General features: G+C 38.0%; 23 protein-coding genes. 10 read left to right on the top strand and 13 right to left on the bottom strand.

The window, feature by feature from the left end; genetic code table 11:
* Position 1: 1 nt before the first annotated feature.
* The 4 genes from ACHUFV_RS18305 (at position 2) to ACHUFV_RS18320 (ending at position 3,298) form a co-directional block, all read left to right on the top strand.
* Complete coding sequence (locus ACHUFV_RS18305; protein ID WP_394236664.1) at positions 2 to 313, top strand: energy-coupling factor ABC transporter substrate-binding protein; 312 nt, start codon at positions 2 to 4, stop codon at positions 311 to 313.
* Positions 297 to 1,070, top strand: a complete 774-nt coding sequence (gene cbiQ, locus ACHUFV_RS18310) for a cobalt ECF transporter T component CbiQ (RefSeq protein ID WP_394236666.1) — start codon at positions 297 to 299, stop codon at positions 1,068 to 1,070. The genes ACHUFV_RS18305 and cbiQ overlap by 17 nt, the downstream gene beginning before the upstream one ends.
* A 13-nt stretch (positions 1,071 to 1,083) precedes the next feature.
* On the top strand, positions 1,084 to 1,941 hold the full coding sequence (locus tag ACHUFV_RS18315; RefSeq protein WP_394236668.1) for an energy-coupling factor ABC transporter ATP-binding protein: 858 nt from the start codon (positions 1,084 to 1,086) through the stop codon (positions 1,939 to 1,941).
* Between the two features lie 136 nt (positions 1,942 to 2,077).
* On the top strand, positions 2,078 to 3,298 hold the full coding sequence (locus ACHUFV_RS18320; RefSeq protein WP_394236906.1) for an FtsW/RodA/SpoVE family cell cycle protein: 1,221 nt from the start codon (positions 2,078 to 2,080) through the stop codon (positions 3,296 to 3,298).
* Positions 3,299 to 3,521: 223 nt separating this feature from the next.
* Here the strand turns inward: ACHUFV_RS18320 and ACHUFV_RS18325 are convergent, their stop codons facing one another.
* From ACHUFV_RS18325 to ACHUFV_RS18350, 6 genes are all read right to left on the bottom strand, one after another.
* On the bottom strand, positions 3,522 to 3,956 hold the full coding sequence (locus ACHUFV_RS18325) for a Dps family protein (RefSeq protein WP_394236670.1): 435 nt from the start codon (positions 3,954 to 3,956) through the stop codon (positions 3,522 to 3,524).
* Between the two features lie 206 nt (positions 3,957 to 4,162).
* The gene (locus tag ACHUFV_RS18330; protein WP_394236672.1) at positions 4,163 to 4,939 is read right to left on the bottom strand and encodes a divergent polysaccharide deacetylase family protein; all 777 of its coding nucleotides are present in this window, start codon (positions 4,937 to 4,939) and stop codon (positions 4,163 to 4,165) included.
* A gap of 124 nt (positions 4,940 to 5,063) precedes the next feature.
* Positions 5,064 to 6,137: an ABC transporter substrate-binding protein gene (locus ACHUFV_RS18335; protein WP_394236674.1), complete on the bottom strand. Its 1,074-nt coding sequence runs from the start codon at positions 6,135 to 6,137 to the stop codon at positions 5,064 to 5,066.
* The gene (locus ACHUFV_RS18340; RefSeq protein ID WP_394236676.1) at positions 6,134 to 6,937 is read right to left on the bottom strand and encodes an ABC transporter permease; all 804 of its coding nucleotides are present in this window, start codon (positions 6,935 to 6,937) and stop codon (positions 6,134 to 6,136) included. Before ACHUFV_RS18340 ends, ACHUFV_RS18335 begins: the two co-directional genes overlap by 4 nt.
* A complete protein-coding gene (locus tag ACHUFV_RS18345) occupies positions 6,938 to 7,741 on the bottom strand; it encodes an ABC transporter permease (protein ID WP_394236908.1) in 804 nt (267 codons plus the stop codon).
* A complete protein-coding gene (locus ACHUFV_RS18350) occupies positions 7,734 to 8,837 on the bottom strand; it encodes an ABC transporter ATP-binding protein (protein ID WP_394236678.1) in 1,104 nt (367 codons plus the stop codon). Before ACHUFV_RS18350 ends, ACHUFV_RS18345 begins: the two co-directional genes overlap by 8 nt.
* A gap of 311 nt (positions 8,838 to 9,148) precedes the next feature.
* On the opposite strand from ACHUFV_RS18350, the gene ACHUFV_RS18355 reads away from it, so the two are divergent.
* A complete protein-coding gene (locus ACHUFV_RS18355; RefSeq protein WP_394236680.1) occupies positions 9,149 to 9,421 on the top strand; it encodes a hypothetical protein in 273 nt (90 codons plus the stop codon).
* A gap of 47 nt (positions 9,422 to 9,468) precedes the next feature.
* On the opposite strand, the gene qoxD is transcribed toward ACHUFV_RS18355, so the two are convergent.
* From qoxD to ACHUFV_RS18380, 5 genes are all read right to left on the bottom strand, one after another.
* A complete protein-coding gene (gene qoxD / locus ACHUFV_RS18360; protein WP_394236681.1) occupies positions 9,469 to 9,750 on the bottom strand; it encodes a cytochrome aa3 quinol oxidase subunit IV in 282 nt (93 codons plus the stop codon).
* Positions 9,751 to 9,752: 2 nt separating this feature from the next.
* Positions 9,753 to 10,349, bottom strand: a complete 597-nt coding sequence (gene qoxC, locus ACHUFV_RS18365; RefSeq protein WP_394236683.1) for a cytochrome aa3 quinol oxidase subunit III — start codon at positions 10,347 to 10,349, stop codon at positions 9,753 to 9,755.
* On the bottom strand, positions 10,349 to 12,295 hold the full coding sequence (gene qoxB, locus ACHUFV_RS18370; protein ID WP_394236685.1) for a cytochrome aa3 quinol oxidase subunit I: 1,947 nt from the start codon (positions 12,293 to 12,295) through the stop codon (positions 10,349 to 10,351). The genes qoxC and qoxB overlap by 1 nt, the downstream gene beginning before the upstream one ends.
* Before the next feature lie 92 nt (positions 12,296 to 12,387).
* Positions 12,388 to 13,305, bottom strand: coding sequence for a cytochrome aa3 quinol oxidase subunit II (gene qoxA / locus ACHUFV_RS18375; protein WP_394236687.1), 918 nt, complete (start codon positions 13,303 to 13,305; stop codon positions 12,388 to 12,390).
* 550 nt (positions 13,306 to 13,855) lie between these two features.
* Positions 13,856 to 15,490: an ABC1 kinase family protein gene (locus tag ACHUFV_RS18380; protein WP_394236689.1), complete on the bottom strand. Its 1,635-nt coding sequence runs from the start codon at positions 15,488 to 15,490 to the stop codon at positions 13,856 to 13,858.
* A 253-nt stretch (positions 15,491 to 15,743) separates the two neighbouring features.
* Between ACHUFV_RS18380 and ACHUFV_RS18385 the strand changes: the two genes are divergently transcribed.
* A complete protein-coding gene (locus ACHUFV_RS18385; protein ID WP_394236691.1) occupies positions 15,744 to 17,507 on the top strand; it encodes a SulP family inorganic anion transporter in 1,764 nt (587 codons plus the stop codon).
* A gap of 54 nt (positions 17,508 to 17,561) precedes the next feature.
* On the top strand, positions 17,562 to 17,915 hold the full coding sequence (locus ACHUFV_RS18390) for an ArsR/SmtB family transcription factor (protein WP_394236693.1): 354 nt from the start codon (positions 17,562 to 17,564) through the stop codon (positions 17,913 to 17,915).
* Between the two features lie 70 nt (positions 17,916 to 17,985).
* Here ACHUFV_RS18390 and ACHUFV_RS18395 read toward each other — a convergent pair whose 3' ends face one another.
* The gene (locus ACHUFV_RS18395) at positions 17,986 to 18,774 is read right to left on the bottom strand and encodes a TIGR00266 family protein (RefSeq protein WP_394236695.1); all 789 of its coding nucleotides are present in this window, start codon (positions 18,772 to 18,774) and stop codon (positions 17,986 to 17,988) included.
* A gap of 342 nt (positions 18,775 to 19,116) precedes the next feature.
* On the opposite strand from ACHUFV_RS18395, the gene ACHUFV_RS18400 reads away from it, so the two are divergent.
* The 3 genes from ACHUFV_RS18400 to ACHUFV_RS18410 all read left to right on the top strand — a co-directional run bounded on the left by ACHUFV_RS18400 (position 19,117) and on the right by ACHUFV_RS18410 (position 23,945).
* Complete coding sequence (locus ACHUFV_RS18400; RefSeq protein ID WP_394236696.1) at positions 19,117 to 19,581, top strand: nucleoside deaminase; 465 nt, start codon at positions 19,117 to 19,119, stop codon at positions 19,579 to 19,581.
* Positions 19,582 to 19,628: 47 nt separating this feature from the next.
* Complete coding sequence (ade, locus tag ACHUFV_RS18405; RefSeq protein WP_394236698.1) at positions 19,629 to 21,368, top strand: adenine deaminase; 1,740 nt, start codon at positions 19,629 to 19,631, stop codon at positions 21,366 to 21,368.
* Positions 21,369 to 22,250: 882 nt separating this feature from the next.
* Positions 22,251 to 23,945, top strand: a complete 1,695-nt coding sequence (locus ACHUFV_RS18410) for an S-layer homology domain-containing protein (protein WP_394236699.1) — start codon at positions 22,251 to 22,253, stop codon at positions 23,943 to 23,945.
* Positions 23,946 to 24,000: 55 nt separating this feature from the next.
* Here ACHUFV_RS18410 and proC read toward each other — a convergent pair whose 3' ends face one another.
* Positions 24,001 to 24,807, bottom strand: coding sequence for a pyrroline-5-carboxylate reductase (gene proC / locus ACHUFV_RS18415; protein WP_394236701.1), 807 nt, complete (start codon positions 24,805 to 24,807; stop codon positions 24,001 to 24,003).
* Positions 24,808 to 24,850: the final 43 nt, after the last annotated feature.

Consider the following 24,850-nt stretch of genomic DNA (forward strand, 5'->3'; position numbering starts at 1 on the left):
TATGAAAAAGAATCTTGTTCTCTTTTTGACTGTTATCCTTCTTGCCATCATCCCTTTGTTTATCCAAAAAGGTTCGGAATTCGGCGGCGCTGATGGAGAAGCACAGGAAGCAATAAATGAAATAAATGCCAGCTACAAGCCTTGGTTTGATAGTATTTGGGAGCCCCCAGGCGGGGAAACAGAAAGCCTGTTATTTGTCCTACAGGGGTCCATTGGTGCAGGGTTTATTGGCTATTTCATAGGATATATGAGAGGTAGGAATCAAGAAAAGGATAAAAAAAAGGGCAAAAATAGATATGCTGTTAATCGATAAGTATGCTTATTTCAATCGTCTGAAACAAATCCATCCAGTGGAGAAAGTATCATTAGCACTTTCTCTGCTGTTCTTTTCTTTAGCCGTTAAAGATCCATTTGTTTCTATAGCTACTTTTTCTGTTATGAGTGGTTTTATTATTCTTGGAGCAAAAATTCCAATAATGTATTATATTAAACTACTGTTGCTGCCGAGCCTTTTTCTCGTATCAGGTATTATACCGGTCCTCATCTCCGTAGCAAGCTACGAGGCGGCAATTCCTAACCAATTATGGTCTGTTTCCATTGGAGTCTGGAAATTCTTTATTAACCAGTATAATGTCACTAAGGCAGTCCAGCTCTTTTTCTCTGCATTCAGTTCCATAAGCTGTTTATATTTTTTAATCCTGACAACACCTGTCTATGATATTCTCCAGATTTTACGAAAGCTTAAACTGCCGGGACTGCTCATTGAAATGATGGAGATTACATACCGTTTTATTTTTGTCCTTTTAGAAACTGCTTCACAGATCAATCAAACCCAAAATTCCCGTCTCGGCTATCGGACCGGAAAGCTTTGGCTAAATTCCATTAGTCTATTAATCTCCGCATTATTTATAGCTGTTATCAAAAGGTCGAAGGAATTAACAAGTGCATTAGAGTCACGGGCATACATAAATGAAATACATTATGCAGGCGATGACTACAAGCTATCAACGGTCAACTGGCTTGTGATTTCCGTTATCTTAGCTGTAATATTCATGATTTATTTGATATAGGGGGGACGGATTAATGGCTGAATATAGTTTTGAAATAAACCAGATGACACACCAATATGCAGATGGAACAACGGCATTACACAACCTGACCCTTTCAATTGAAAAAGGAAAAAAGATTGCCCTGCTGGGAAAAAACGGTGCGGGTAAATCCACGCTTTTAAAACATCTAAACGGCCTGTTAAAGCCCACTTCAGGAACCATTTTCTTTAACGGTGAAAAGGTAAGTTACAATCGGAAATCCTTACTCAAGCTAAGAAAACAAGTAGGTCTTGTTTTTCAAGACCCTGACTCCCAATTGTTTTCAGGCAATGTGAAACAAGATATTTCCTTCGGTCCTATGAATTTAGGCTGGTCTAAGGAGATGGTCGAAAAGCAAACAGCTTGGGCAATGGAGCTAACTGACGTTACAAATCTACAGGACCGTCCAATTCATTTTTTAAGTCTAGGCCAGAAAAAACGAGTCTCAATCGCCGGGATATTGGCCATGGACCCTGATGTATTTATATTAGATGAACCAACAGCTGGGTTGGATGCCTATTACACGAAACAAATCATCAAACTTCTTGAGGATATCCATAAAGAGAATAAAACAATTATCCTCTCCACACATGATGTTCATTTTGCATACGAGTGGGCAGACGAAATGATTGTTATGAATGATGGAGACATCCTTTACCAGGGTGATCCCGTTACCATTTTTTATCACGATGACATCCTCAATAAGGCCCATATTGAAAAGCCTTGGGTACTGGAGACAGCTCAACAATTAATAAATGCGAAAATCCTTAACGTTGCACAAACATTCATGCCGCGTAACAAAGAAGCATTATTCCAGCTAATTCGGTGTCAGGCACCAGAAAAAGACAAATGAGGACCATTTGTCTTTTTCTGGTGCCTGACATCTTTTATTGAGGTAAAACGTCACAATTATTAGTATAATTATATTGTTGTAGCAATCATTGTTTGCTACGATTAGGTGGTAAACACAGATGAAATTAGGTGTGATGATGGAACGTAAGAATAAAGTTGCAGAGAGGTTCGATTGGACATTAACACTTTTATTATTGATGTTTTTTCTTGTCAGTTGTGTGGCTATTTATAGTGGTCAGTCCTCTGATCAATATTCAGGGTCAAATTTCATGCTGCAGCAAATATTTTGGTATGGAGTAGGAGCAGCTATTATTGCTTTTGTCATGTACTTTGACAGCGAGCAACTAAATAGACTTACTTGGGTTATCTACGGAGCAGGCATTTTATTATTACTATTTTTAGCAGTTGCACCTGTTTCTGAATTCACTCCTAAAATTAATGGGGCTAAAAGTTGGTTTATCACCCCAGTCGGCTCGCTTCAGCCATCTGAATTTATGAAAGTTTTTCTTATCATGGGCTTAAGCAGAACCATTTGTAAGCATCAGGAGAAATATCTCAATAAAACAATGAGGAACGATATTATTCTTCTTGTGAAAATCGGGCTAGTGACCGGCTTACCAGTTGGACTTATCATGTTACAGCCTGACTTGGGAACATCACTTGTTATGCTGGCAATTATGACAGGTATGATTTTTATATCCGGCATCTCGTGGAAAATCATATTATCCATATATGGATCAGGTGCAGCAATTGCTTGTACCATTCTCTACTTTGTGATCTGGGCTCCGGAAATATTGGAAAAATACCTAAATGTTAAACCCTATCAATTTGATCGAATCTATGCTTGGATTGATCCAAATAACAATGCAGCTGGATACCACCTTTCCAATTCATTAAAAGCGATCGGGTCGGGACTTTTGATCGGTAAGGGCTTTGGTGAACGAAAAGTGTATATTCCAGAAAGCCATACAGACTTTATTTTCAGCGTGATTGGTGAAGAATATGGTTTTCTCGGTGGAAGTATCGTGATTGGATTGTTCTTTCTCTTAATCTATCATCTAACGAAAACAGCATTAGAAACAGTAGATTCGTATAATACCTACATTTGTGTAGGAATAATTAGTATGCTTACCTTCCACGTATTCCAAAATATCGGAATGACAATCCAGGTTTTACCGATTACAGGAATTCCATTACCGTTTATCAGCTATGGGGGGAGCTCGCTAATGGGGAATATGTTTGCAATGGGACTCGTCTATAGCATTCATTATCATCACAAGAACTATATGTTCTCTTCAGGAAATAATTATACCGAGTCCAATACTAAGGCAATGGAAAGAAGTACATCCTCCAGTTAATCAAACGTTTGTTTAAAATAAGAGCACCAGTGCAAATGCTTACTGGTGTTTTTTTGTGCCTAAACGATTATGTTCTTTAGGCTCTTCTATAAGTCATTATTCTGGTTCCACATATCCAAAATGTCCTTTAGACAACTTCCACAAAATATAAAACACCTTCATTTCCCTGCCTAGACAGAAAAAATCCTCCATCAAAATGATGGAGGATCTCTTTAACTCCTTATTACTCACCTAAATAAGCATTAAGCATCCAAACATGTGTATCAATGCTTTCAATCAATCCTACAGCAAGATCATTTGTGATTGTGTCATTACCCTCTTCGGCAATTACCGCTAATTTTTCTAACCCTGCTTTGATTTCTTTGTAGTCTTTTACGAGTGCAGCAACCATATCTGCTGCTTTTGTTTCACCAGCTGTTTCTTCAATTGTTGCTGTTTCAAGAAATTCCTTCATTGTTGCGATTGGTTCACCGCCAATAGCTAAAAGGCGCTCTGCAACTTGGTCTACCACAAGAGCTGATTCATTATATAATTCTTCGAATTTTGCATGGAGGGTGAAGAATAAAGGTCCTTTAACATACCAATGGAAACGGTGAAGCTTTGTATAAAGTACACTCCAGTTCGCGATTTGTTGATTTAATTCAGATTGGATAGTCATAAAATAATTCCTCCTTAGATTTCATTCATTTGTTCCTTTTCTATACTCTTATTATAACAAGTTTACTTTAAAAATCAATACTAAATTATAATTATTATAATTTAAAACTTATTACTAATAAATGTATGGAAGAACATTCCAACCTCCATGGTATCCCTAATAAAAAAAAGAGTCAGTGAGAAAAATCACCAAACTCTTTTTATCTTCTAAGGCAATCGTTTATCTATCATATCTAACTCAGGAATTAGTGTCGAAAGTGGTACAATTTCTGCTTGTTCTTTATATTTTGGAATAAAGGTTTTTAATACATCTACTACGTGCTCACCTGTGATACCGACATGTCCGATGGCAATCAATTGATCCTCTTCATTTAATTGCTTCATCAGTTTGTTGGCCTGCTGGTTTATATATTGCTCCGTATAAACATGATCGAAGAACAAATCATTTTCTAAATGAGGTACTGATAATTCATCTGCAATTTTCCCAACTACACTCTTACTGCTAGTTCGACTATCAAGATAATAAAGGCCCTTCTCCTTACAAACCTCTAATACAATTCTCATAACCCGTTCATCTTCCGTTACCTTTGAACCCATATGATGATTCATTCCAACCGCATATGGTACTGCTTCAATCGCTTTTTCCACTTGTTTTCTAATTTCATCATCACTCATATCCGTAGTAATGGCTCCCGGACCAAGCCAGCTCTTTTTTCCACTCTTTGGCTCCATCGGCAAATGAACAATTACTTCATGCCCCTTCTCATGTGCTAATTTCGCATCTCGTTCTGTTGTTGATAAAAACGGCATAATTGCGGCTGTAAGCGTGACTGGAAGATTCAGCATCTCCTCTGTGCCTTTCATGTTATTGCCAAAGTCATCAATAACGATTGCCAGCTCTTTTTGCTGCACCTTTGTTTCCGCATAAATCGTAGTTGTAAAAATTGTAAAAAGAAGTATAAAAGACATGAACGTTATTCGCATAAAAGCACTCCTTTTTTCTTTTTAAGATGTCACAAAAGGAGTTTAATTAATCCTAAAAAGGTGTCAGGCACCACAAAAAGACAAAATGTACATCATGTCCATAAGTGGTGCCTGACACCCGGTTCTATTTTGTATGCATTTTAAATTCAAGATAGAGCTCGTTATAATACGAGAGCATTTTTTTACCAAGGTTTTCGTATACTTCAAGTCTTTCCGTCAGCTCTTCATCTGGATAAAAGCGTTTATCATTTACAACCTCTTCATCCAAATAATTTAGGGCCTCTTTATTTGGCGTTGAATAGCTGACATAGTCTGTATTTTGTGCTGCATTTTTTGGATCAAGCATGAAATTAATAAATTGATGTGCACCCTCTACATTTTTTGCTGTTTTTGGGATAACCATATTATCAAACCAAAGATTAGAACCCTCCTCTGGAACGACATAATCGAGCTTCTCATTTTCCCACATTATATCTGCTGCATCACCCGACCAGACAATTCCGATAGCCGCTTCTTCATTCGCCATCAGAATTTTGATTTCATCCCCGACAATCGCCTTAATATTCGGGGTTAAGGTTTCAAGCTTTTCCTTTGCCTCAAGGAGATGTTCTTTATTTGTATCATTTAAGGAATAGTGCAGGCTATTTAAGCCAATCCCCATTGCTTCCCTTGCACCGTCAACCATTAATATTTCGTTCTTTAGCACAGGATTCCATAGATCATTCCATCCTTTAATCTCAAAATCTCCAAGGATTTCAGGATTATACACAATACCAACGGTCCCCCAGAAATATGGAATAGAATAACGATTTCCGGGATCAAAAGGAAGATCCATAAAGCGAGGATCTATGTATTTAAGATTTTTCAGCTTCGAGTGATCGAGCGGAATTAATAAATCCTCTTCCCTCATTTTTTCAATCATATATTCGGAAGGAACAGCCACATCATAGGAGGTCCCGCCCTGCTGAATTTTAGTCAGCATCGCTTCATTGGAATCAAAGGTTTCATAGATAACCTTTATGCCTGTTTCCTTTTCAAATTTTGCAATTAGCTCCTCATCGATATAGTCACCCCAGTTAAAAACCGTCAGTGTATGATCTGAAGAATAGCCTTCTGTCGCATTTAATTTTGCAACAAGAAACATCAGCAGAAAGGATACAAGCAGTACTGCTATGAATAAACGAACGAGTTTTTTCATTTTCGTACCCCCATTCGTGAGATGCGGCCGTAATGTTTATTAATAAAGTAATATCCCACCACGAGTAACATCGTAAATAGAAACAATAAAGTTGATAATGCGTTAATATTTAATGACACACCTCGTCTTGCCATTGAATAAATTTCCACCGATAATGTTGTAAATCCATTTCCTGTCACAAAAAACGTAACAGCAAAGTCATCGAGCGAATAGGTTAGAGCCATAAAGAAACCAGCAAAGATCCCTGGAGTAATATAAGGAATGGTCACCTTAGTCAGAACATCTAAACGGCTGGCCCCAAGGTCCCGCGCTGCATCCACTAAGCTTGGACTCATTTCCTGTATCTTTGGCAGAACCATAATGACGACAATCGGAACACTAAAGGCAATATGTGATAATAGAACGGACGTAAAACCAAGCTTAATTCCCAGCAAGGTAAACGTAATTAAAAAAGAAGCACCGATGATAACATCTGGACTAACAATCAATACATTATTTAAAGATAATAGTGTATTCTGCATGTATCTATTCTTCACATATGCTATCCCAAGCGCACCAATCACGCCAACAATCGTTGATATCGCAGCCGATAGCAGTGCGATAATAATCGTATTTAATACAATAATCAATAATCTCGTATCGCCGAAAAGCTCTTTATACCAATCTAAGGTAAAGCCTTCAAAATCATGCATCGTGCCGCCGCTGTTAAACGAATAAAAAATCAAATAAAAGATCGGGGCATATAAAATGAAAAAGACAATAAATAAGTATAGATGTGACAGCTTAGTAAATTTCCTCATTTACTGCCCCCTCCTTTTCCTGCCCGTAACCATCATAATAATAAACATCGCTAATATCAGAAAGACCGCTATAGTGGAACCCATTCCCCAATCCTGCGTGACAAGGAAATGCTGTTCAATTGCCGTTCCAAGTGTAATTACGCGATTTCCTGCAATTAATCTAGTAAGCATGAATAACGATAGTGCAGGAATAAACACAACCTGGCAGCCCGATTTAACCCCGTCCAGTGTCAGTGGAAAAATAACACGTCTAAATGTTGTCCATTTTGATGCCCCTAAATCCCTTGATGCGTCAAGTAAGGTTGGATTCAGCTTTTCCAACGCATTGAATATCGGTAAAATCATAAAGGGGATAAAAATATAAACCGATACAAAGACAAAGCTAAAATCAGTGAACAATATTTGCTTTGCTCCAATCCCAATGATCTCCAGAATGCTGTTTGTTACACCATAGGCTCCAAAAATACCCAAAAAAGCATAAGCCTTTAAAAGTAAATTGATCCAGGATGGCAAAATAATTAATAAAAGCCATAATTGTTTATTCTTTGTCTTTGTTAAAAAATAAGCTGTCGGATATCCGATTAACAAGGAAAAGGCAGTTATTAAAAAAGCATACCAAAATGAGCTTACAGTCATCTTTAAATAGACCGGCGTAAAAAACTTTACATAATTATCTAACGTAATATGACCTTCAATATCAACAAAGGAATAGTAAAGTACAAGGATAATCGGAGCTACAACGAATAAAGCAATCCAAAATACATATGGAATGATATAAAAATTGCGTGTATGCTGATTATTCATCTTCATTCTCACCATATGCCTCAAGGCGTTTATCAAAGTCTTCTTCACTTTCACCTAGACGCATGACATGAATTGCCTCCGGTTCAAAGTAAAGTCCAATTTTATCACCGACATTTGCTTTTTTTGTAGAGTGGACGAGCCATTCATTCCCATCATAATCGTAACAGCAAATTTCATAATGAACGCCGCGAAATAACTGTGAATCCACCTGAACCTGGAACTGTCCTTGCATAGGAGTTGTGATTTCTAAATCCTCCGGTCGTATCACGATCTCAACTGGTTCATTATCATTAAAGCCTTTATCGACACATTCAAATCGTTTCCCTGTAAACTCCACAAGACAATCACGTATCATCGTCCCCGAAACAATATTCGACTCCCCAATAAAATCAGCAACAAATCGATTAATTGGTTCATCATAAATATCAGTAGGTGTGCCGCTTTGCTCAATTTTCCCGTTATTAATGACAAAGATTTCATCCGACATGGCCAAGGCCTCTTCTTGATCATGTGTAACAAAAATGAAGGTGATTCCTAGGCGACGCTGTAATTCCCTCAGTTCATATTGCATTTCGGTACGTAGTTTTAAATCAAGGGCTGACAATGGTTCATCAAGAAGAATAATCTTTGGCTCATTAACGATCGCTCTTGCAATAGCTACCCTTTGCCGCTGTCCACCTGACATTTCATTAATTTCTCTATTCTCAAAACCAGCAAGATTAACAAACCGTAAAGCTTCCATTACCTTATTCGTAATCTCGGCGTTATTCATTTTTTTAATCCGTAAACCAAACGCAATATTTTCAAATACGTTTAAATGTGGAAATAGTGCGTAATCCTGAAACACAGTGTTAACCTGGCGTTTATTAGCAGGAACATCGTTAATGACCTGGTTATTAAAATAAATGTTGCCCGCTGATGGTTCAATGAAGCCTGCTATCAATCGTAGAATGGTCGTTTTCCCGCAACCCGATGGTCCTAATAAGGTATAGAACTTCCCTTTTTCAATTTCAAAACTTACATTATGTAAAACAGGGGGGGCATTCTCATATTGTTTTGTTACTTTTTCAAAACGAATAATGGTTTGATCTTTCATCCCAATGCTCCTTTCAGTTAAAAATATTCTTCTATAATAAAAACTAATTTATATAGCTCGAATCACAACTTCTATCCTAAGACTTATATTATTATAGGTGAAGTCTTAATAGAATGAATAACAAAACTAAAAAAAGTTTTTATAAAATAACATTATATTTTTTTATAGTTTTTACAGGGAGTGTCAAATTTAAAATGTACGGTATATCTTTAGAAAATAGGCAATCTATAAACTGTGAAATATTTTCAAAAAAAGTTTGACAATTTTGTGAATTTTTTGAATAATATAAACATATAAAGGAGGTCGTTCTGATGAATACACGTTTGAAAATATTAAATGCAACAAAATTTACTGGCAGTTCTACATTACTTATAGGTATGATGATTCTTTTATATGGTATTGTAAGCGGCTTCAACTCAGTGATCGGGATTGGGGTAGGAACGATTGTTGGTGCAATTTTTATTTTTCTTATGGGAATGTTCTTCATTGCGACGGAGGAAATGGTAGAGAATACCTTCAAAGGGATTGAAATAAACCCAATTAATCCAATTAAATCAAGTAAAGTCGTTTACTTAAAAAGATAGCAATACAAGAAAGAGAGTGCCGATACCGACACCCTCTTTCTGTACTATTACATATCCCAAAGGAAAATGAGTAATGAACCGAAAATGGTTACTAAAGCAATAGCCATCATAAAGTAAACATTACCATAGATAGACCATTTATCCTCTGTTTCACCAGCGTGCATGAATACAACTAGCTGCAGCAACGCTTGAACAAATGCTGTAATAAGCAATACAGTCATTCCAGCTGCAAAAGATAGATCCAAGAAATATACGGCAAGGGCCGCTGCTGTGAGAATTAACGAGAAGACAAAGCCCACTATTTGCTTTCGTGGAAATAGTTCACTCATTATTACATCATTCCTTTCAAGTAGATGAAGCTGAAGATAAAGATCCAAACTACATCTAGGAAGTGCCAGTAAAGCGAGAAAATAAATGATTTATTCGCTGTTTCAGGAGTTAAGCCGCGCTTCTTCACCTGCATGATGATAGAAATACCCCAGAATAAACCAAACGTAACGTGTGCCCCGTGAGTTCCTAATGTTGTCATTAGAGCCGCAGTGAACGCACTTGTTTGTAATGTAGCACCTTCGTGAATGTACGTTACAAACTCATCAATCTCAAGTCCTAAGAATGCTAAGCCAAGAACTAAGGTAATAGCAAAGAATGTCATCATTGCTTTTTTATTACCGATACGCATCGCATGGATACCAAGACCAATCACAAAGCTACTTGTTAAAAGGATAAAGGTTTCAGCTAAAACTGGAGCAATTTCAAAAATCTCTGCCCCATTAGGACCGCTGCCCGTTCTGTTTTCTAATACAAAAAAGACTGTGAAAAGTGTTGCGAAAAGCATAATCTCGGCTCCAAGGAAAACCCAGAAGCCATAGATATTTAATCTACCTTGTCCCGAACTGTATTCAAGAGGTTGCGTGTGATCTACATGCATTAGTTAGCCCCCCTTAATTTATCTTCCGTCTCATGAATCTCCTCTGCAGAGATGTAACGTCCATGATCATTTTCGAATGAACGGTACGCCATGCAAGCGAAGATACCAAGTGTTGCAATAATTAATAATGGCCAGATGGCAAATACAAATGAGAAGCCCCATACGAAGAAAATAGAACACATAATAAACGGTAATCCGCTGTTATTAGGCATGTGAATTTTCTCTATTTCATTCGGGAATAAAACATGCTTGTTTTTCTTAGCATCCCAGAACGGCTGAGATGAATGAACCTGTGGTTCAACAGCAAAGTTATATTCAGGAACTGGTGTATGTGTAGCCCATTCTAGAGTACGTGCATCCCATGGATCTGATCCGATATTTCTTGAAGCATAACGAACACTGTAATATACGTTGTACACGATTAAAGCGAACGCAATCGCCATAATTCCTGCACCAACGAAGGAAAGCATATTCAATGGACCGAAGCCAGTTGCTTCAGAGTATGTGTACATACGACGAGCTTGGCCGTCTAAACCAGTAATATACATTGGGAAGAATGCAAGAACGAAACCGATTGACATCAACCAGAATGTCCATTTCCCAATTCTTTCATTTAACATGAATCCGAACATCTTAGGCCAATAATACGTTAAACCAGCAAGCATTGCGTAAACAACACCAGGGATAATTGTATTATGGAAGTGTGCTACTAAGAACATTGTATTGTGGTATTGGTAGTCAGCTGCTGACATCGCAAGCATAACCCCTGTAACCCCACCAATTGTAAATAATGGAATAAATCCTAATGAATATAACATTGGAACGGTAAAACGAATTTTCCCTTTCCAAAGCGTGAATAACCAGTTAAAAATCTTGACTCCTGTTGGAACAGCAATCGCCATTGTTGTAATAGAGAAGAAGCTGTTTGAAAGTGCTCCTTGACCCATTGTGAAGAAGTGGTGAGCCCATACAACACAGGAAAGAGCCGAAATAACAACCATTGACGCAACCATTGACTTATAACCATATAGGTTTCTACCTGAGAAAGTAGAAATGATTTCACTATAAATACCGAAGGCAGGAAGGATCAAGATATATACCTCAGGGTGTCCCCATACCCAGAACAGGTTGGCCCAAAGCATATCCATACCGCCGTTTGTTGTTGTAAAGAAGTGTGTTCCAAATAAACGGTCCATCGTTCCCATTGCAAGTGCTACTGTGATAACTGGGAAAACAGTGACGATGATCAAGTTTGCAACCAATGTAGACCAAGTAAACATTGGCATCTTCATTAATGTCATGCCAGGTGCTCTCATTTTCATGATGGTCGTAATCATGTTAATACCCGTCATCAAGGAACCAATACCAGATATCTGAATCGCAATCATATAATAGTTTGTTCCGACAGATGTACTGAAATCATTACCTGCCAGTGGGAAATAAGATGTCCAGCCTGCGTCAGGTGATCCACCAACAACGAAGGAAATGTTAAATAACATGGCTCCCATAAAGAATAACCAGAAGCTGATTGCATTTAATCGCGGAAATGCAACGTCGCGTGCACCAATTTGTAGTGGTACAACATAGTTCATGAATGCGAAAATGAATGGCATAGCCATGAACATAATCATTACAACACCATGTGTTGAGAAAACCTCATTATAGTGCTGTGCATCAAGAAGCTTACTATCCGGTGTAGCTAATTGTGCACGCATCATAATTGCGTCTACGCCGCCGCGGAAAAGCATCAATAATGCAGAAAGCATATACATAATACCGATACGTTTATGGTCAACTGTTGTTAACCACTCACGCCATAAATAACCCCATTTTTTAAAATAGGTTAAGCCTGCAATAATAGCAATTACAGTAAGACCAATGGCAACCATCGATGCATAAATCGCAGGACTTGGATGTGGCACGGCAAATCGTTCAAAGAATTCCATCCTTTTATGACTCCTTTCGGGAATTATACTACTCAATTAAACTATTTCATGTGAATTTCTTACGTAACTATCTTAAAGCTTTATAACGGCTATTACTTGTGTTCTGAATGTTCTCCGTTCATATCCATACCTTCTGTATGACCCTCATGTGATTCTTCAGAATCAGTTGTTTCAGTTGACTCATGGTCATGCTCTGGTGCTGGAGAGAAATCTAAGTGTGTACCAGTGAACGTCATTTGTCCTAAATGACCTGGTTCTAATAATTTATCAAATTCATCCTCTGTAATAGGATCTGCTGTTTCATGTACTTCCTCTACCCAATCATCAAAATCCTTTTGAGACATTGCTGTAACATTGAATATATTCTCAGCAGTTCCTTTACCACTGAAGTTAGCATTACGGCCCATCATTTCACCTGGCTCATCAGCAGCTAAGTGCAATGTCGTCACCATATCTGACATCGCATATTTTTGTCCGCCAAGTTGAGGAATCCAGAAGCTTGTAATTGGACCAAACGAATATAATTTAAACTCCACTGGACGATCAGTTGGAATGTATAGGTAGTTAACTGTTTCAACATCCTCTTCAGGATAGCTGAAATGCCATTTCCAATCTGATGATGATGCATAAATAACTAACGGTTCTTTGTCTTCATATTTTTGCGGTGTTGCTTCAACAATGTAGTTACTTTGAACAGAAACAAATGAGAAGTATGCAACGATTATAATTGGAACACCAACACAAATTGCTTCCACCCATGGATTTCCTTCAATGTGAGGCGGTTCATAGTCAGGACTCTGCTTTGACGCTCGATACTTAATCAACACATAAATTAAAATAGCGAAAACAATGATAACGATAAATGACATGATGCCGATGGAAAGCATAATATCCCTTGCTTGCCTTTCAGCTTGAGGTCCTTTTGGATCCAGGACCATCAACGGCTCACATCCTGTAAGTATTGTGGCAATAGTGATAATAAACATAAATAAAGCCGATTTAATTTTCATACGAGTACCCCTTTCTTTGAAAGTATTAATATATTTTTCTTACATTAAGCAATGCTTATAAGCTTCCGTTCAAATAAATGCAGATAACATATTATCGACTAATTTTTTTCTGTTTTTGTGATTTTAGTCACTGTCACTGAATTTATTTTTTGGTAGTTCACATTAATCATATTAACACGATAACAACATAATTATCCTAAGGTAATTGTTACAAATTTAGTAAGGTATTTTTTTCCAATTAATTTACTAACTGATTTTCTCTCCTCCCTATAAAAAAGCTAAATCAATAAAGAAAACCCTTCCAATTAATTACTAGAATAGATAATAGTCTATCAATCTTTAGTAAAAACTAATATTTCTAGAAAAATATTCTAGTATATGGATATTTTTACTAACACTATTAAAACAGAAAATTTCCAAAAAGGGAAGTAATTTACTTAATGTAATTAACTTATTTTTGGTGAAAAAGAAAAATACACGAAAAAGGTAAGAAGCTATTCCTTTGGAACAGCTTCTTACCTTTTTCGTGTATTTCAAAACCATATTTCTTTTAAGATTTTTCCATGAGTCTTCGATGCTGCATAAGCATTCTAGCATAATAGACTATACTAAAAAGCAGCAGACTGGAGCTTGCATACAATAAATACAGTTGATCTAAATAGTAACTTACATAAACAAGAATGCAGCTTAACAGACAAAGTAGAAATGCATCTCGCTTCCTCGATACGACCATTTCATGTTTCATCCTTACAATTTCATGGGTTCTTTTCCATTCACGATACTTTCTAGGTTCTTCTAATACCTGCTCAAGCTGATTTGGCAGCGAAAGGAGTGGTTTTAAAGAAGACTTCGCGAAATTTACAACGGTTGCCTTTGCACCTTCTGAATTATCCTTCAGCCATTTCTTCAGCATTGGTTTGCTCATTTCTAATAGGTCCATCTCTGGATCCAGGCTGTAAAGGATACCAATAAAGGTTGAAATGGCCCGTCCTAAAAAGGCGTATTCACTTGGTAATTGTATCGGCTGATTGTTTACCAATTTTTCAATATCGTTCATGATATCCTCTACAACCCTTGTGTCATTTGCCTTTAAACCGTTATCGCTATATGTTTCAATCAACATTCTTAACACACGCTCAATTTCTTCTTTATCGGCATGCGGCAGTAGAAATCGCATGCCCTCAATTCCCTCTACGACTTTTTTATAGTCTTTTAACATGACCCCAATCACTATATCACGGATATACATTGCATCCCTTTTCCGAATAACCCCAATCATACCGAAATCAATTAATACAATTGTGCCATCCGCTTTTACCATAATATTACCGGGATGTGGGTCCGCATGAAATTTCCCTTCATTAAGCAGCTGATCAAGAAAACTTTCTAATAACACATTTGAAATTTTATATTTGTCAATATGATGCTCTTCTAAGTACGCCAAATCGTTAACCCGGTTACCTTCCATCCACTCCATAACCAATACCCTTTTTGTTGAATATTCGGGATAATAGCTTGGAATTTCAAGACCTTCAAAATCCTCATACTTTTTCTGGAAATATAGTCCGTTTTCAAGCTCAAGATGGAAATTTAATTCATCACCAATTGTTCTGACAAACTCCCGATAAAATAAGGAAAGATCCATCGTGTTCTCTAATTTGGTAAAATGCCTTGCCAACCAGAGCACAATCCTTACCGCTCTAAAATCGCTATAAATAATGTCACCAATTTTTGGACGTTGAATTTTCACAGCAACTTCTTCACCTGAATGCAATGTTGCTCGGTACACTTCACCAATCGATGCTGATGCAATGGGTTGCGCACTAATTTCGTGAAGCACTTCACTATATGGCTTATTCCATTCATCCTCGAGTACTTTTTTCGATTTCTCCCATGGTACCGGCGGAACCTGGTCAAGCAAGTCAGTTAATTCTCTTATATAGATATCAGGCATAATGTCCTTACGGGTACTTAAATACTGACCGAGTTTAATCATGACTCCTTCCAAGTACAATGCTTTCTCTTTATAACGTTTTGCTTGTCTCCGAAGCAAAGCCTCCCATTGTTTCTCAGTTTTTTCATTCCAATTTCTACTATGCCTTTTTTTAAAGGATACAAGTTCAATAAATATTCTCACTGCCAACCAAACGATGGTGTATATTCTATAGAGGGAGAAATACTTCATGATAAAACCTCTTTTCAAAATGGTGTCTATTACATTGTATATCATTCGACTTTTATTCGCATTTTTCACTCTTACCATTCTTAATCTTTTTCATGCTTTTCATTCTAAAATTGTCATATTCCTGTAACTTTATTTATTTGTATTAGTGGGAGTAAATTTCCTTTGACATTGAAGAGGAATTATCATATATTTGGTGCAAGTATCTTTGAATAATCAAATATACAAATATTTAAAAAGGGAGATACACAAGAAAATGTATCAAAAATTTCTTTTTGACGAGAGATTTCAACCATACAGTTGGCAGACATTGCAAAAGGACCTGATCTCGGGGATCATTGTTGGGATTATTGCTATCCCACTCGGAATGGCATTTGCCATCGCTTCTGGGGTTAAACCTGAATATGGTATCTACACAACAATTATTGCCGGCATTTTGATTTCACTTTTTGGAGGGTCAAAGTTTCAAATTGGCGGACCAACAGGTGCTTTCATCCCTATTCTTTTCGGTATTGTCATGTCCTATGGTTACGAAAATCTTCTGGTGGCCGGAATCATGGCAGGCATTATCTTAGTTCTTATGGGTGTCTTTAAATTAGGCTCACTGATTAAGTACATTCCCCGCCCTGTTACAATTGGTTTTACTGCAGGGATTGCTGTCACCATTTTCACCGGCCAGATTGCTAGTTTCCTAGGCTTAACAGGAGTAGAGAAAAAGGAAAGCTTTATCGAAAATATGGCGGAACTATTCCACCAATTATCTACCGTTAATATATACAGCATCGTTACGGCTGTCATTTGTTTAATTACCATGCTTATCACACCAAAGCTGTTTCCTAAGGTACCAGGTCCTTTAATTGGTATTCTTTTGTCCACCATTGTGGCAGTTCTCCTCTATCCTGGTCAAGTTGCCACAATCGGTACCGCTTATGGGGAAATACCCAACTCGCTGCCAAGCATCACCTTCCCGAAAGTGGAGTTTAGTACCATTCAGCAATTAATCGGTCCGGCACTTGTGATTGCCCTTCTCGGAGGTATAGAGTCCCTTCTATCAGCTGTTGTAGCAGATGGGATGACAAACACACGCCATAACAGCAACAAGGAACTGATTGGGCAGGGAATTGCCAATATCGTTACACCGCTTTTTGGTGGGATTCCTGCTACAGGTGCGATTGCCAGAACGGCGACCAATATTAAAAACGGTGCTGCGTCCCCTTTATCTGGAGTGATTCATGGTATCGTCGTATTAGTAATTCTAATGATATTTGCTCCTTATGCATCACATATTCCACTCGCAAGCCTTGCACCTGTCTTAATGGTTGTGGCTTGGAATATGAGCGAGAGACATATATTTTCTCATATATTAAAAACAAAAACCTCGGATTCGCTTGTTTTAGTTGTTACGTTTCTTCTAACCGTATTCATTGATTTAACTACAGCAGTTGAGGTTGGCCTTTTATTAGCTGTTATCTTGTTCACAAAGAGAATGGTCGATGCACAGGTCATTGCCAAGGCACTGCCGAACCTGAATAAAGCCAGCAAAAAGGTTGAAACACAAATGGTTTACGATGGACATGACTGTCCGCAGATTACCATTTACAATGTAGAGGGACCTCTGTTCTTCGGTGTTGCTCAAACCTTTCAACAAACGATATTGAATACGATCAACCATAAACCATCTGTCCTGTTATTACGAATGGGGAAGGTTCCCTTTATTGATATTACAGGCGAAGCCAATCTTACAAGCATAGTAAAAAACTTTTCAAAGCACGGCACCATACTAATTTCAGGTCTCAATGATCAGCCTGAAGAAATGTTAAAGAAAACAGGATTATATGATCTGATTGGGGAAGAACACTTCTTTAAACATACAGGTGATGCAATCCATTATGCACTAAATCATCTAGATACAAGCAAATGTCTGGGGTGTAAACATTTCGCCTTCAGTGAATGTATTAGCCTTTCGAGTTCAAAAGAGTTGGTTGTTGAGCCCAAAAAGGTATATACTTCTATTAACTAAATAAAAAGGACGTTAAGTTTAATACAGCGTCCAACTCTTAAGGAGCTGGATAAATTGAATTTAGATTTGCAACAATTTAAAGCGGAATTCTTTAAGGCCCTAGCCCACCCGCTAAGAATCAGAATTTTGGAAGTGTTAACTGAAGGAGATTTTGGTGTAAATGAAATCCAAAATGCTATTGGCAGTGAAGGGTCAACGGTATCCCAACAGCTGATGGTATTAAGAACAAAAAACATCGTGGTTGGAACCAAAAATGGAAATCGTGTCATTTACTCATTACGTGATCCTTTAATTATTGATCTTCTTGCTGTAGCTAAACAGATTTTTAACAATCATCTAGTCGATACAATTAATATATTAGACAAAATTGTTGATGATGAAGATGAGGATTCTGTTGATGAAGAATAATAATTTTATTTTTCATAAAGAAAACCGGGTAGTTGGCATCTAACCAAACAACCCGGTTTTTTATTTTTATTTAATCATTAAACATATTAAAAAGACCACCGATTCCTCCTTCTCCCTTTGATTGCCCGCCGCTTTGCGGTGCAGCAGCAAACACACGGCTGGCCAATCGGCTGAATGGAAGCGACTGAATCCAAACAGAGCCAGGCCCTCTTAACGTGGCAAAGAATAAACCCTCACCGCCAAATAATGCGGTTTTAATTCCTTTTACCATTTCAATGTTATAATCCACTTCTCGTGTCATAGCAACTAAACATCCTGTATCGACACGAAGCGTCTCTCCTGGCGCTAAATCCTTTTTAACGATCGTCCCACCTGCATGAACAAACGCTAGTCCGTCTCCTTCAAGCTTTTGCATAATAAATCCTTCACCGCCAAAGAACCCTGCGCCAATTTTTCGTTGAAATTCAACACCGACAGTTACGCCTTTGGCTGCTGCAAGAAAAGCATCCTTTTGACAAATAATTTTCCCACTAAGTTCACTTAGATCCATTGGGATGATTTTACCTGGATATGGAGAGGCAAAGGATACATGCCTTTTCCCGCTGCCTTCATTCGTAAAAGTCGTCATAAACAAGCTTTCACCTGTTATGACACGCTTACCTGCATTGATCAGTTTGCCCATGAAGCCTCCTCCGCCTCCACCTGAGCCATCACCAAATATCGTTTCCATTTGAATTCCGTCTTCCATCATCATTAAGCCGCCCGCTTCGGCAATGACTGTTTCACCCGGATCAAGCTCAACCTCAACAAACTGCATATCATCGCCGTAAAGCTTGTAATCAATTTCATGATTATTCATTATGATTCCTCCTGACCAAGATTAAATTCTGACTTATATCTATTCTACCATGCATATTCCATTAAAAGGATAATACAATGACTTACATTTGTTATATACCTCTATATCAGTCATAAAGTTTCACTTTTTTTCATTTTTTCCTATACGAGTTGTTATTAAACACTATTCATTCCCTGCTTACACATAACTCCATTCAATCTCTTAATTAAAACTCTACTAAACCTGTTAGTCTTAAATGAGCTTCAGGAAACTTTACAAAGCGATTCTGTTTCCATGTCATTTATAAGAAAATGGAAAAATATAATATGAAAATGACTTTTTAAAAATCAGAGGTGATAGAGCATGGATAAATATATGAATATGGCTGTAGGTGCTGCTCTTGACAATGCCAATGGAAATACAGGGGGACCTTTCGGAGCCGTAGTTGTTAAGAATGGAAAGATTATCGGAGTTGGGAGAAATCAGGTTACATCGTTAAATGATCCCACTGCACACGCAGAAATTCAGGCAATTAGAGAGGCATGTCAATTTCTCCAGTCTTTCCAGCTTGATGATTGTGAGATATACACGAGCTGTGAGCCGTGTCCGATGTGCCTGGGTGCCATCTTTTGGGCAAGGCCAAAGGCTGTCTACTACGCCTGCACAAAGGAGGATGCAGCAAGGGCAGGCTTTGATGATCAGTTTATCTATGAACAGATCGAGCTTCCCCCTGACCAGCGTACAATCCCGATGAAACAAATCCCACTAAAAAGTGCAGCGCTGCCCTTCCAAGCTTGGACAGCATCAAATAATAAAGTGGAGTATTAGTTTATCATTCTTACCTGTTTACTATTTATGAGATGAGGTTGATAATAATGGGCAGCGAAAAGTTAATAAGGCGAATTAAAGCAGCTGCAGGTGAAGAGCTAGCCGACCTTGTAATTAAAAATGGCAAAATCATTGATGTATTTAACGGAGAAATCATTGAAGGAGATTTAGCCATTATTGATGGGCATTTCGCTGGAATTGGGGCATTTAAAGGTAAAGAGACGATTGATGCAAAAGGCTCCTATATCTCCCCTGGATTTATTGACGGTCATGTCCATGTAGAATCCTCAATGATTACTCCTCATGAATTTGCAAAGGTTCTTCTTTTACATGGGGTTACGACCATTATCAACGATCCCCATGAAATAGCAAATGTCTCTGGGGTTAAAGGGATACAGTATATGCTTGATTCAAGCGAAGGTCTACCGGTCGATTTTCTATTTATGCTGCCATCCTGTGTACCAGCTGCCCCTTTTGAGCATGCTGGTGCTGTACTGAATATGGAAGATTTAAGACCTTTTTTTCAACATCCTAGAGTACTAGGATTAGCTGAGGTTATGAACTATCCGGCTGTCCGGGATTGTGAGCAATCCATGATTAATAAACTAATTGAAACCACGAATTCCGGAAAAAAAATTGACGGTCATGCAGCAGGACTCTCAGCATCAAGCCTAAACATCTATATGTCTGCTGGGATACGGACAGATCATGAATGTACAACAGCCGAAGAGGCAAAAGCACGGATCCAAAAAGGGATGTATGTCATGATTCGCGAAGGAACGGTTGCAAAGGATTTACGCAATCTGATTAGCGTTGTAACAGAGCGAAATTCACGGCGCTGCCTTTTCGTCACGGATGATAAGCATTTAGATGATTTGATCGAGGAAGGAAGCATCGACTATAACGTGCATTTAGCTATCCAAGAAGGCATCGAGCCAATTACGGCGATTCAGATGGCAACGATAAATGCTGCAGAATGCTTCGGCCTAAGTGATAAAGGAGCGATTGCCCCAGGCTATAAAGCTGATTTTCTACTCATTGAAGATTTGGATTGTCTTACCATTACACAGGTGTTTAAGGACGGTCAAACTGTGATGGAATATGGAGCATTAAGCGGTTTTGCAGAAGCTGCGCCAGATGCACCTGAGGAATTAAAGCAAACGGTCTTCTTCCATAGCCTGGACCAAGTGAATCTGTCTATCCCTCTTGCACAAACAAAAGCGAACATAATCGAAATTATCCCAAACAGCCTTTTAACTAAGCATATTGTTGAAGATGTTGAAGTCGATGCAGCTGGATGCTTCCAGCCTTCGATTGAGAAGGATCAGCTGAAACTTGCCGTTATTGAAAGACATAAGCTGACAGGACATGTTGGAGTTGGAATTGTAAAAGGTTTAGGAATAAAGGAAGGTGCTATTGCGACCACTGTTTCACATGATTCACACAATCTTATTGTTTGCGGGACGAATGACCATGACATTCTCTTTGCCACTCAAGAAATGAAAAACATGCAGGGTGGGTTAGTCGTTGTAAAAGATGGTGAAGTTCTTGCCTCTCTAGTGCTGCCTATTGCAGGATTGATTTCACAAGGAACGTATCAAGAGGTATATAGGGAGCTGCAGGAGCTGAACATTGCCTTGAAGAAGCTAGGGGCCAGTGAGCAGTTTAATCCATTTTTAACCTTGTCATTCCTTGCCTTACCGGTCATTCCTGATTTAAAACTGACTGTTAAGGGACTATTCAGCGTAGGACGATTTGAGCATATTCAAACAGGAGTTGATTTGTAGGTTAATACTTGTTTACTATCGAGGGGGATTCCCTCTTTTTTTGACAAAATTTTTTGTCCATTCCAAGAGAATAGAAACTATTGGTCGAAAAATGTTTCACATGAAACATTTTTTGACAGTATTCTTTTTATATCATCTTCCCTCATCATCCTCTTAATTCCTCCTTTGACACCTCAGGAACATCAATTGGTGGAAATAATCAAATTGATTATTAAAAGGATTTTAGGATATTGTTTCCTACTACAGAACTTCTAGTTTCAAAGTGCCGATCGGTATTTTTGTACAAATGCTATTGTACTGTATTAACAGGATATATACTTAGCTCTCCTTCTGTAAAAGTTTGTAAACGTTATTCTAAACATATATATATGTTATATATTTCTTAATATAGAACATTATCGTTCTTTATAGTTATAACCAAATAATATCTTATGGGTATATTTAACTAAAAATTATACGAGGTTTCACCATTTGAAATTGATGGATAATTCCAACTTGTTTATTAAATCTAAGAGTGTAAAATATGGTTGCGGGTAAAGGTTACCTATCTTAATAAGGTAGAACGGGAGTAATATAGTTTGACAATTTCCATTCATACAGGGATTGTTACCTATACAAAAAGGGAGCTGATATCAATATTCTAGAAAAGGAAAATTTGAATTCAGTCTCATTGTTCGAAGTGGATTTTTGGTACTTGGGCTAGCGCTGTAAATCATAATATGATGATGTGCTTATACTGGTTTCGCTATAAAACACATTAATTCTATATGTTTACTTCAAATTGTACAGGTAGATATCACGAATGAACCCTTATTAAACCAGGTAATTTCAAGCTTTAAGAGATACTCTATCCGTAAAAAAAAGCAGAAAGAGAGTGAAAAAATGGAAAAGAGTAAAAAATGTTCCATCTCACGCATCATCTTCCTTGCATTGTTTGCTGCAGTATTAATCTTTACACAGGCAATTGCAGCCAGTGCAGCAACATTCCCAGATGTAAAATCTGACCACTATGCTTATAATGCTGTTGAGGAAGCAGCAAGCAAAGGTTATGTTTTAGGTTATGAGGATGGGAATTTCCGTCCTGGGGTTACATTAACTCGTGAACATGGCGCACTTGTTTTTAGCCGCGTATTAAAAACTGACACAGATAACCTTGATAAGGTTTATTTTTCAGATGTTCCAATGAATCATAGATCATATAAAGAAATTTCCGGAATTGCAAGAGACAAGATTATTAATGGTTACGGCGATGGAACTTTTAAACCTTTTGAGCCACTTAGTCGTGGTCAAGTAGCCTTAGCCATCTATCGCACATTTGATTTCAGCGCATTCAAAAACTATAAGGATGTTCCATTTGGTGATATCAAAGGTACAATCTATGAAGAAGCAGTTTCTGTTTTATATAACGCTAAAGTAACAAACGGTATCGGTAACAATTCATTTGGAGTTAACGATACCATTACAAGAGCAGATTTTATTACATTACTGACAAATGCTCAAGCTGCTGTTCACAAGGATAAAACTATAAAAAATGTACAAGTAAAAGTAAATGAAAATCAGACAGCAACCGTTTATGGAGCCATCAATGACTTCAAATTAGATGGAACAGAATTAGTTAATATCAAAATTAATTCAAAAGCTGATAACAAACAACTTGTAAATATTGATGTTAAACCTTCTAATCTAGAATTTTCTTATACAACATCTGTTCTAAAAACGGGAAAATATGAAGCTAAGGTATCTATCGTTGGAAGTACACATATTGAAAATTTAGAATTTGAAATTACAGATACAATTGCCCCTGCAGCACCTGGTATCTCTTTCGTAGGTAAAAGTGTTGTTGGCGATGTAGTAGACCTATTAGATTTAAAAACAGATTTAACAGCTCGCTACACTTTTACAACTGAAGATGTAAGTGGAGCTAAAGTAGGTGATACTCTAACATATAAAGTGTCATCTGCTTCTGATACAATTGAAAAATCAGTTACATTAACTCAACAAGATATCGATCGAGGTTATGTTGAACATGTAATTAAAACTAATGCTTTACAAAACCTATTAGGCGGTTTATTAGGTGGTACTGTCGGCGATCTTTCTGGGGTACTAGGGGCTAGCACAAACGTTTCTGCGGCTTCAACTGACCAAACTGTAACAAGTGCGGGATTGTTAGATGGGTTATTAGGTGGAGTAACTAAAACTGTAGGCGGTGTTGTTGGTAGTGTTGTTGGCGGCAACGCTGATGCTGGCGGTTTGTTAGACGGAGGTCTTGGCGGCGTTGTTGGCGGCGTTACTGACACAACTGGTGGACTATTAAACACTGATGATCTTCTTGGCTTAGAGGTAGGCGGACTTGTTAGTGGTGTAGTTGAACTTGTTGATGGAGTTCTAGTTACAGTAGTTGACGGAGTAATTGTTGATGTTGTTGGCGGTGTTGTAGATGGAGTCGTTGGGGGGCTTATCAGCGGTTCTGAAGAAGTGACGATTGAAGTTAAATTAATCGATGCTGCAAAACATGAATCACCTATTACGAAAAAAGTCTATAAATTCCAAGTCTCTGATGTAGTAGGTATCTTATAATAACAGCCTTACATCTTCAAAAGGACAGAGTTTTTGTACTCTGTCCTTTTACTTGTTACTCTCCTATCCCCTTCGTCTTATTCGTACAAGCCTTCATCGCTTCTAAAATGGCTGCCCTAAATTGGTTTTCCTCCAATGCTGCAACTGCACGAATGGTGGAACCGCCTGGTGTACATACGTCATCCTTTAATGCACCTGGATGCTTACCTGTATCTAATACCATTTTCGCTGCTCCCAGTATCGCCTGGGCAGCCATTCGATAGGCCTGCGCTCGAGGAATTCCATCACGAACACCGCCATCTGCCAGTGCTTCAATGAACATATAGGCATATGCCGGTGAAGAGCCGCTAATTGCAGGGACAGCATCCATTAGACTTTCATCAATAATCTCAGTTTTTCCGAAACTGTTTAATAGGCTTTTAACAAAAACTAAATCTTCCTCGGTTAAAGAACTGTTGATGCTCATTGCCGTCATCCCTTCTCCCACTAATGACGGTGTATTCGGCATCGTCCGGACCACTTTTATCTCCCGACCGATTCCTCTTTCGACTTGTTCCATCGTAATTCCGGCTGCCATTGTAATAATCACAGCCTCTTCTTTCAAACTCCCTTTTATTTCAGCCAAGATTTTATCATGAGCAGATGGATGAACAGCTAGAAACAGGATATCTGCCCATACTGCTACCTCTTGGTTATATAGACTTCCTTTTACTTTATAATCTCTTTCAACCTCCAAAAGGGTTGATTCTTTGCTTGTACTTACCATCATATTCTCGGGTGGAACAACACCAGCCTTCAGCATTCCTGCCATGATTGCCTTACCCATTTTACCGCAGCCAATAAATCCAATTTTCTTGTTCATTGATCTCACTTCCTATTCTCATTCGCTCACTAACCACATCATA

It is taken from the genome of Niallia oryzisoli (genome assembly GCF_043641075.1).
Taxonomy (GTDB): domain Bacteria; phylum Bacillota; class Bacilli; order Bacillales; family Cytobacillaceae; genus Bacillus_BD; species Bacillus_BD oryzisoli_A.

Coding starts and splice junctions, on each gene's coding strand:
- ACHUFV_RS18395 (WP_394236695.1), bottom strand. CDS start 18,774: ATGAATAATCATGAAATTGATTACAAGCTTTACGGCGATGATATGCAG.
- ACHUFV_RS18400 (WP_394236696.1), top strand. CDS start 19,117: ATGGATAAATATATGAATATGGCTGTAGGTGCTGCTCTTGACAATGCC.
- ACHUFV_RS18330 (WP_394236672.1), bottom strand. CDS start 4,939: ATGCGAATAACGTTCATGTCTTTTATACTTCTTTTTACAATTTTTACA.
- ACHUFV_RS18305 (WP_394236664.1), top strand. CDS start 2: ATGAAAAAGAATCTTGTTCTCTTTTTGACTGTTATCCTTCTTGCCATC.
- qoxB (WP_394236685.1), bottom strand. CDS start 12,295: ATGGAATTCTTTGAACGATTTGCCGTGCCACATCCAAGTCCTGCGATT.
- ade (WP_394236698.1), top strand. CDS start 19,629: ATGGGCAGCGAAAAGTTAATAAGGCGAATTAAAGCAGCTGCAGGTGAA.
- proC (WP_394236701.1), bottom strand. CDS start 24,807: ATGAACAAGAAAATTGGATTTATTGGCTGCGGTAAAATGGGTAAGGCA.
- qoxA (WP_394236687.1), bottom strand. CDS start 13,305: ATGAAAATTAAATCGGCTTTATTTATGTTTATTATCACTATTGCCACA.
- ACHUFV_RS18345 (WP_394236908.1), bottom strand. CDS start 7,741: ATGAATAATCAGCATACACGCAATTTTTATATCATTCCATATGTATTT.
- ACHUFV_RS18385 (WP_394236691.1), top strand. CDS start 15,744: ATGTATCAAAAATTTCTTTTTGACGAGAGATTTCAACCATACAGTTGG.
- ACHUFV_RS18335 (WP_394236674.1), bottom strand. CDS start 6,137: ATGAAAAAACTCGTTCGTTTATTCATAGCAGTACTGCTTGTATCCTTT.
- ACHUFV_RS18320 (WP_394236906.1), top strand. CDS start 2,078: ATGGAACGTAAGAATAAAGTTGCAGAGAGGTTCGATTGGACATTAACA.
- ACHUFV_RS18410 (WP_394236699.1), top strand. CDS start 22,251: ATGGAAAAGAGTAAAAAATGTTCCATCTCACGCATCATCTTCCTTGCA.
- ACHUFV_RS18355 (WP_394236680.1), top strand. CDS start 9,149: ATGAATACACGTTTGAAAATATTAAATGCAACAAAATTTACTGGCAGT.
- cbiQ (WP_394236666.1), top strand. CDS start 297: ATGCTGTTAATCGATAAGTATGCTTATTTCAATCGTCTGAAACAAATC.
- ACHUFV_RS18325 (WP_394236670.1), bottom strand. CDS start 3,956: ATGACTATCCAATCTGAATTAAATCAACAAATCGCGAACTGGAGTGTA.
- qoxC (WP_394236683.1), bottom strand. CDS start 10,349: ATGCATGTAGATCACACGCAACCTCTTGAATACAGTTCGGGACAAGGT.
- ACHUFV_RS18380 (WP_394236689.1), bottom strand. CDS start 15,490: ATGAAGTATTTCTCCCTCTATAGAATATACACCATCGTTTGGTTGGCA.
- ACHUFV_RS18315 (WP_394236668.1), top strand. CDS start 1,084: ATGGCTGAATATAGTTTTGAAATAAACCAGATGACACACCAATATGCA.
- qoxD (WP_394236681.1), bottom strand. CDS start 9,750: ATGAGTGAACTATTTCCACGAAAGCAAATAGTGGGCTTTGTCTTCTCG.
- ACHUFV_RS18340 (WP_394236676.1), bottom strand. CDS start 6,937: ATGAGGAAATTTACTAAGCTGTCACATCTATACTTATTTATTGTCTTT.
- ACHUFV_RS18350 (WP_394236678.1), bottom strand. CDS start 8,837: ATGAAAGATCAAACCATTATTCGTTTTGAAAAAGTAACAAAACAATAT.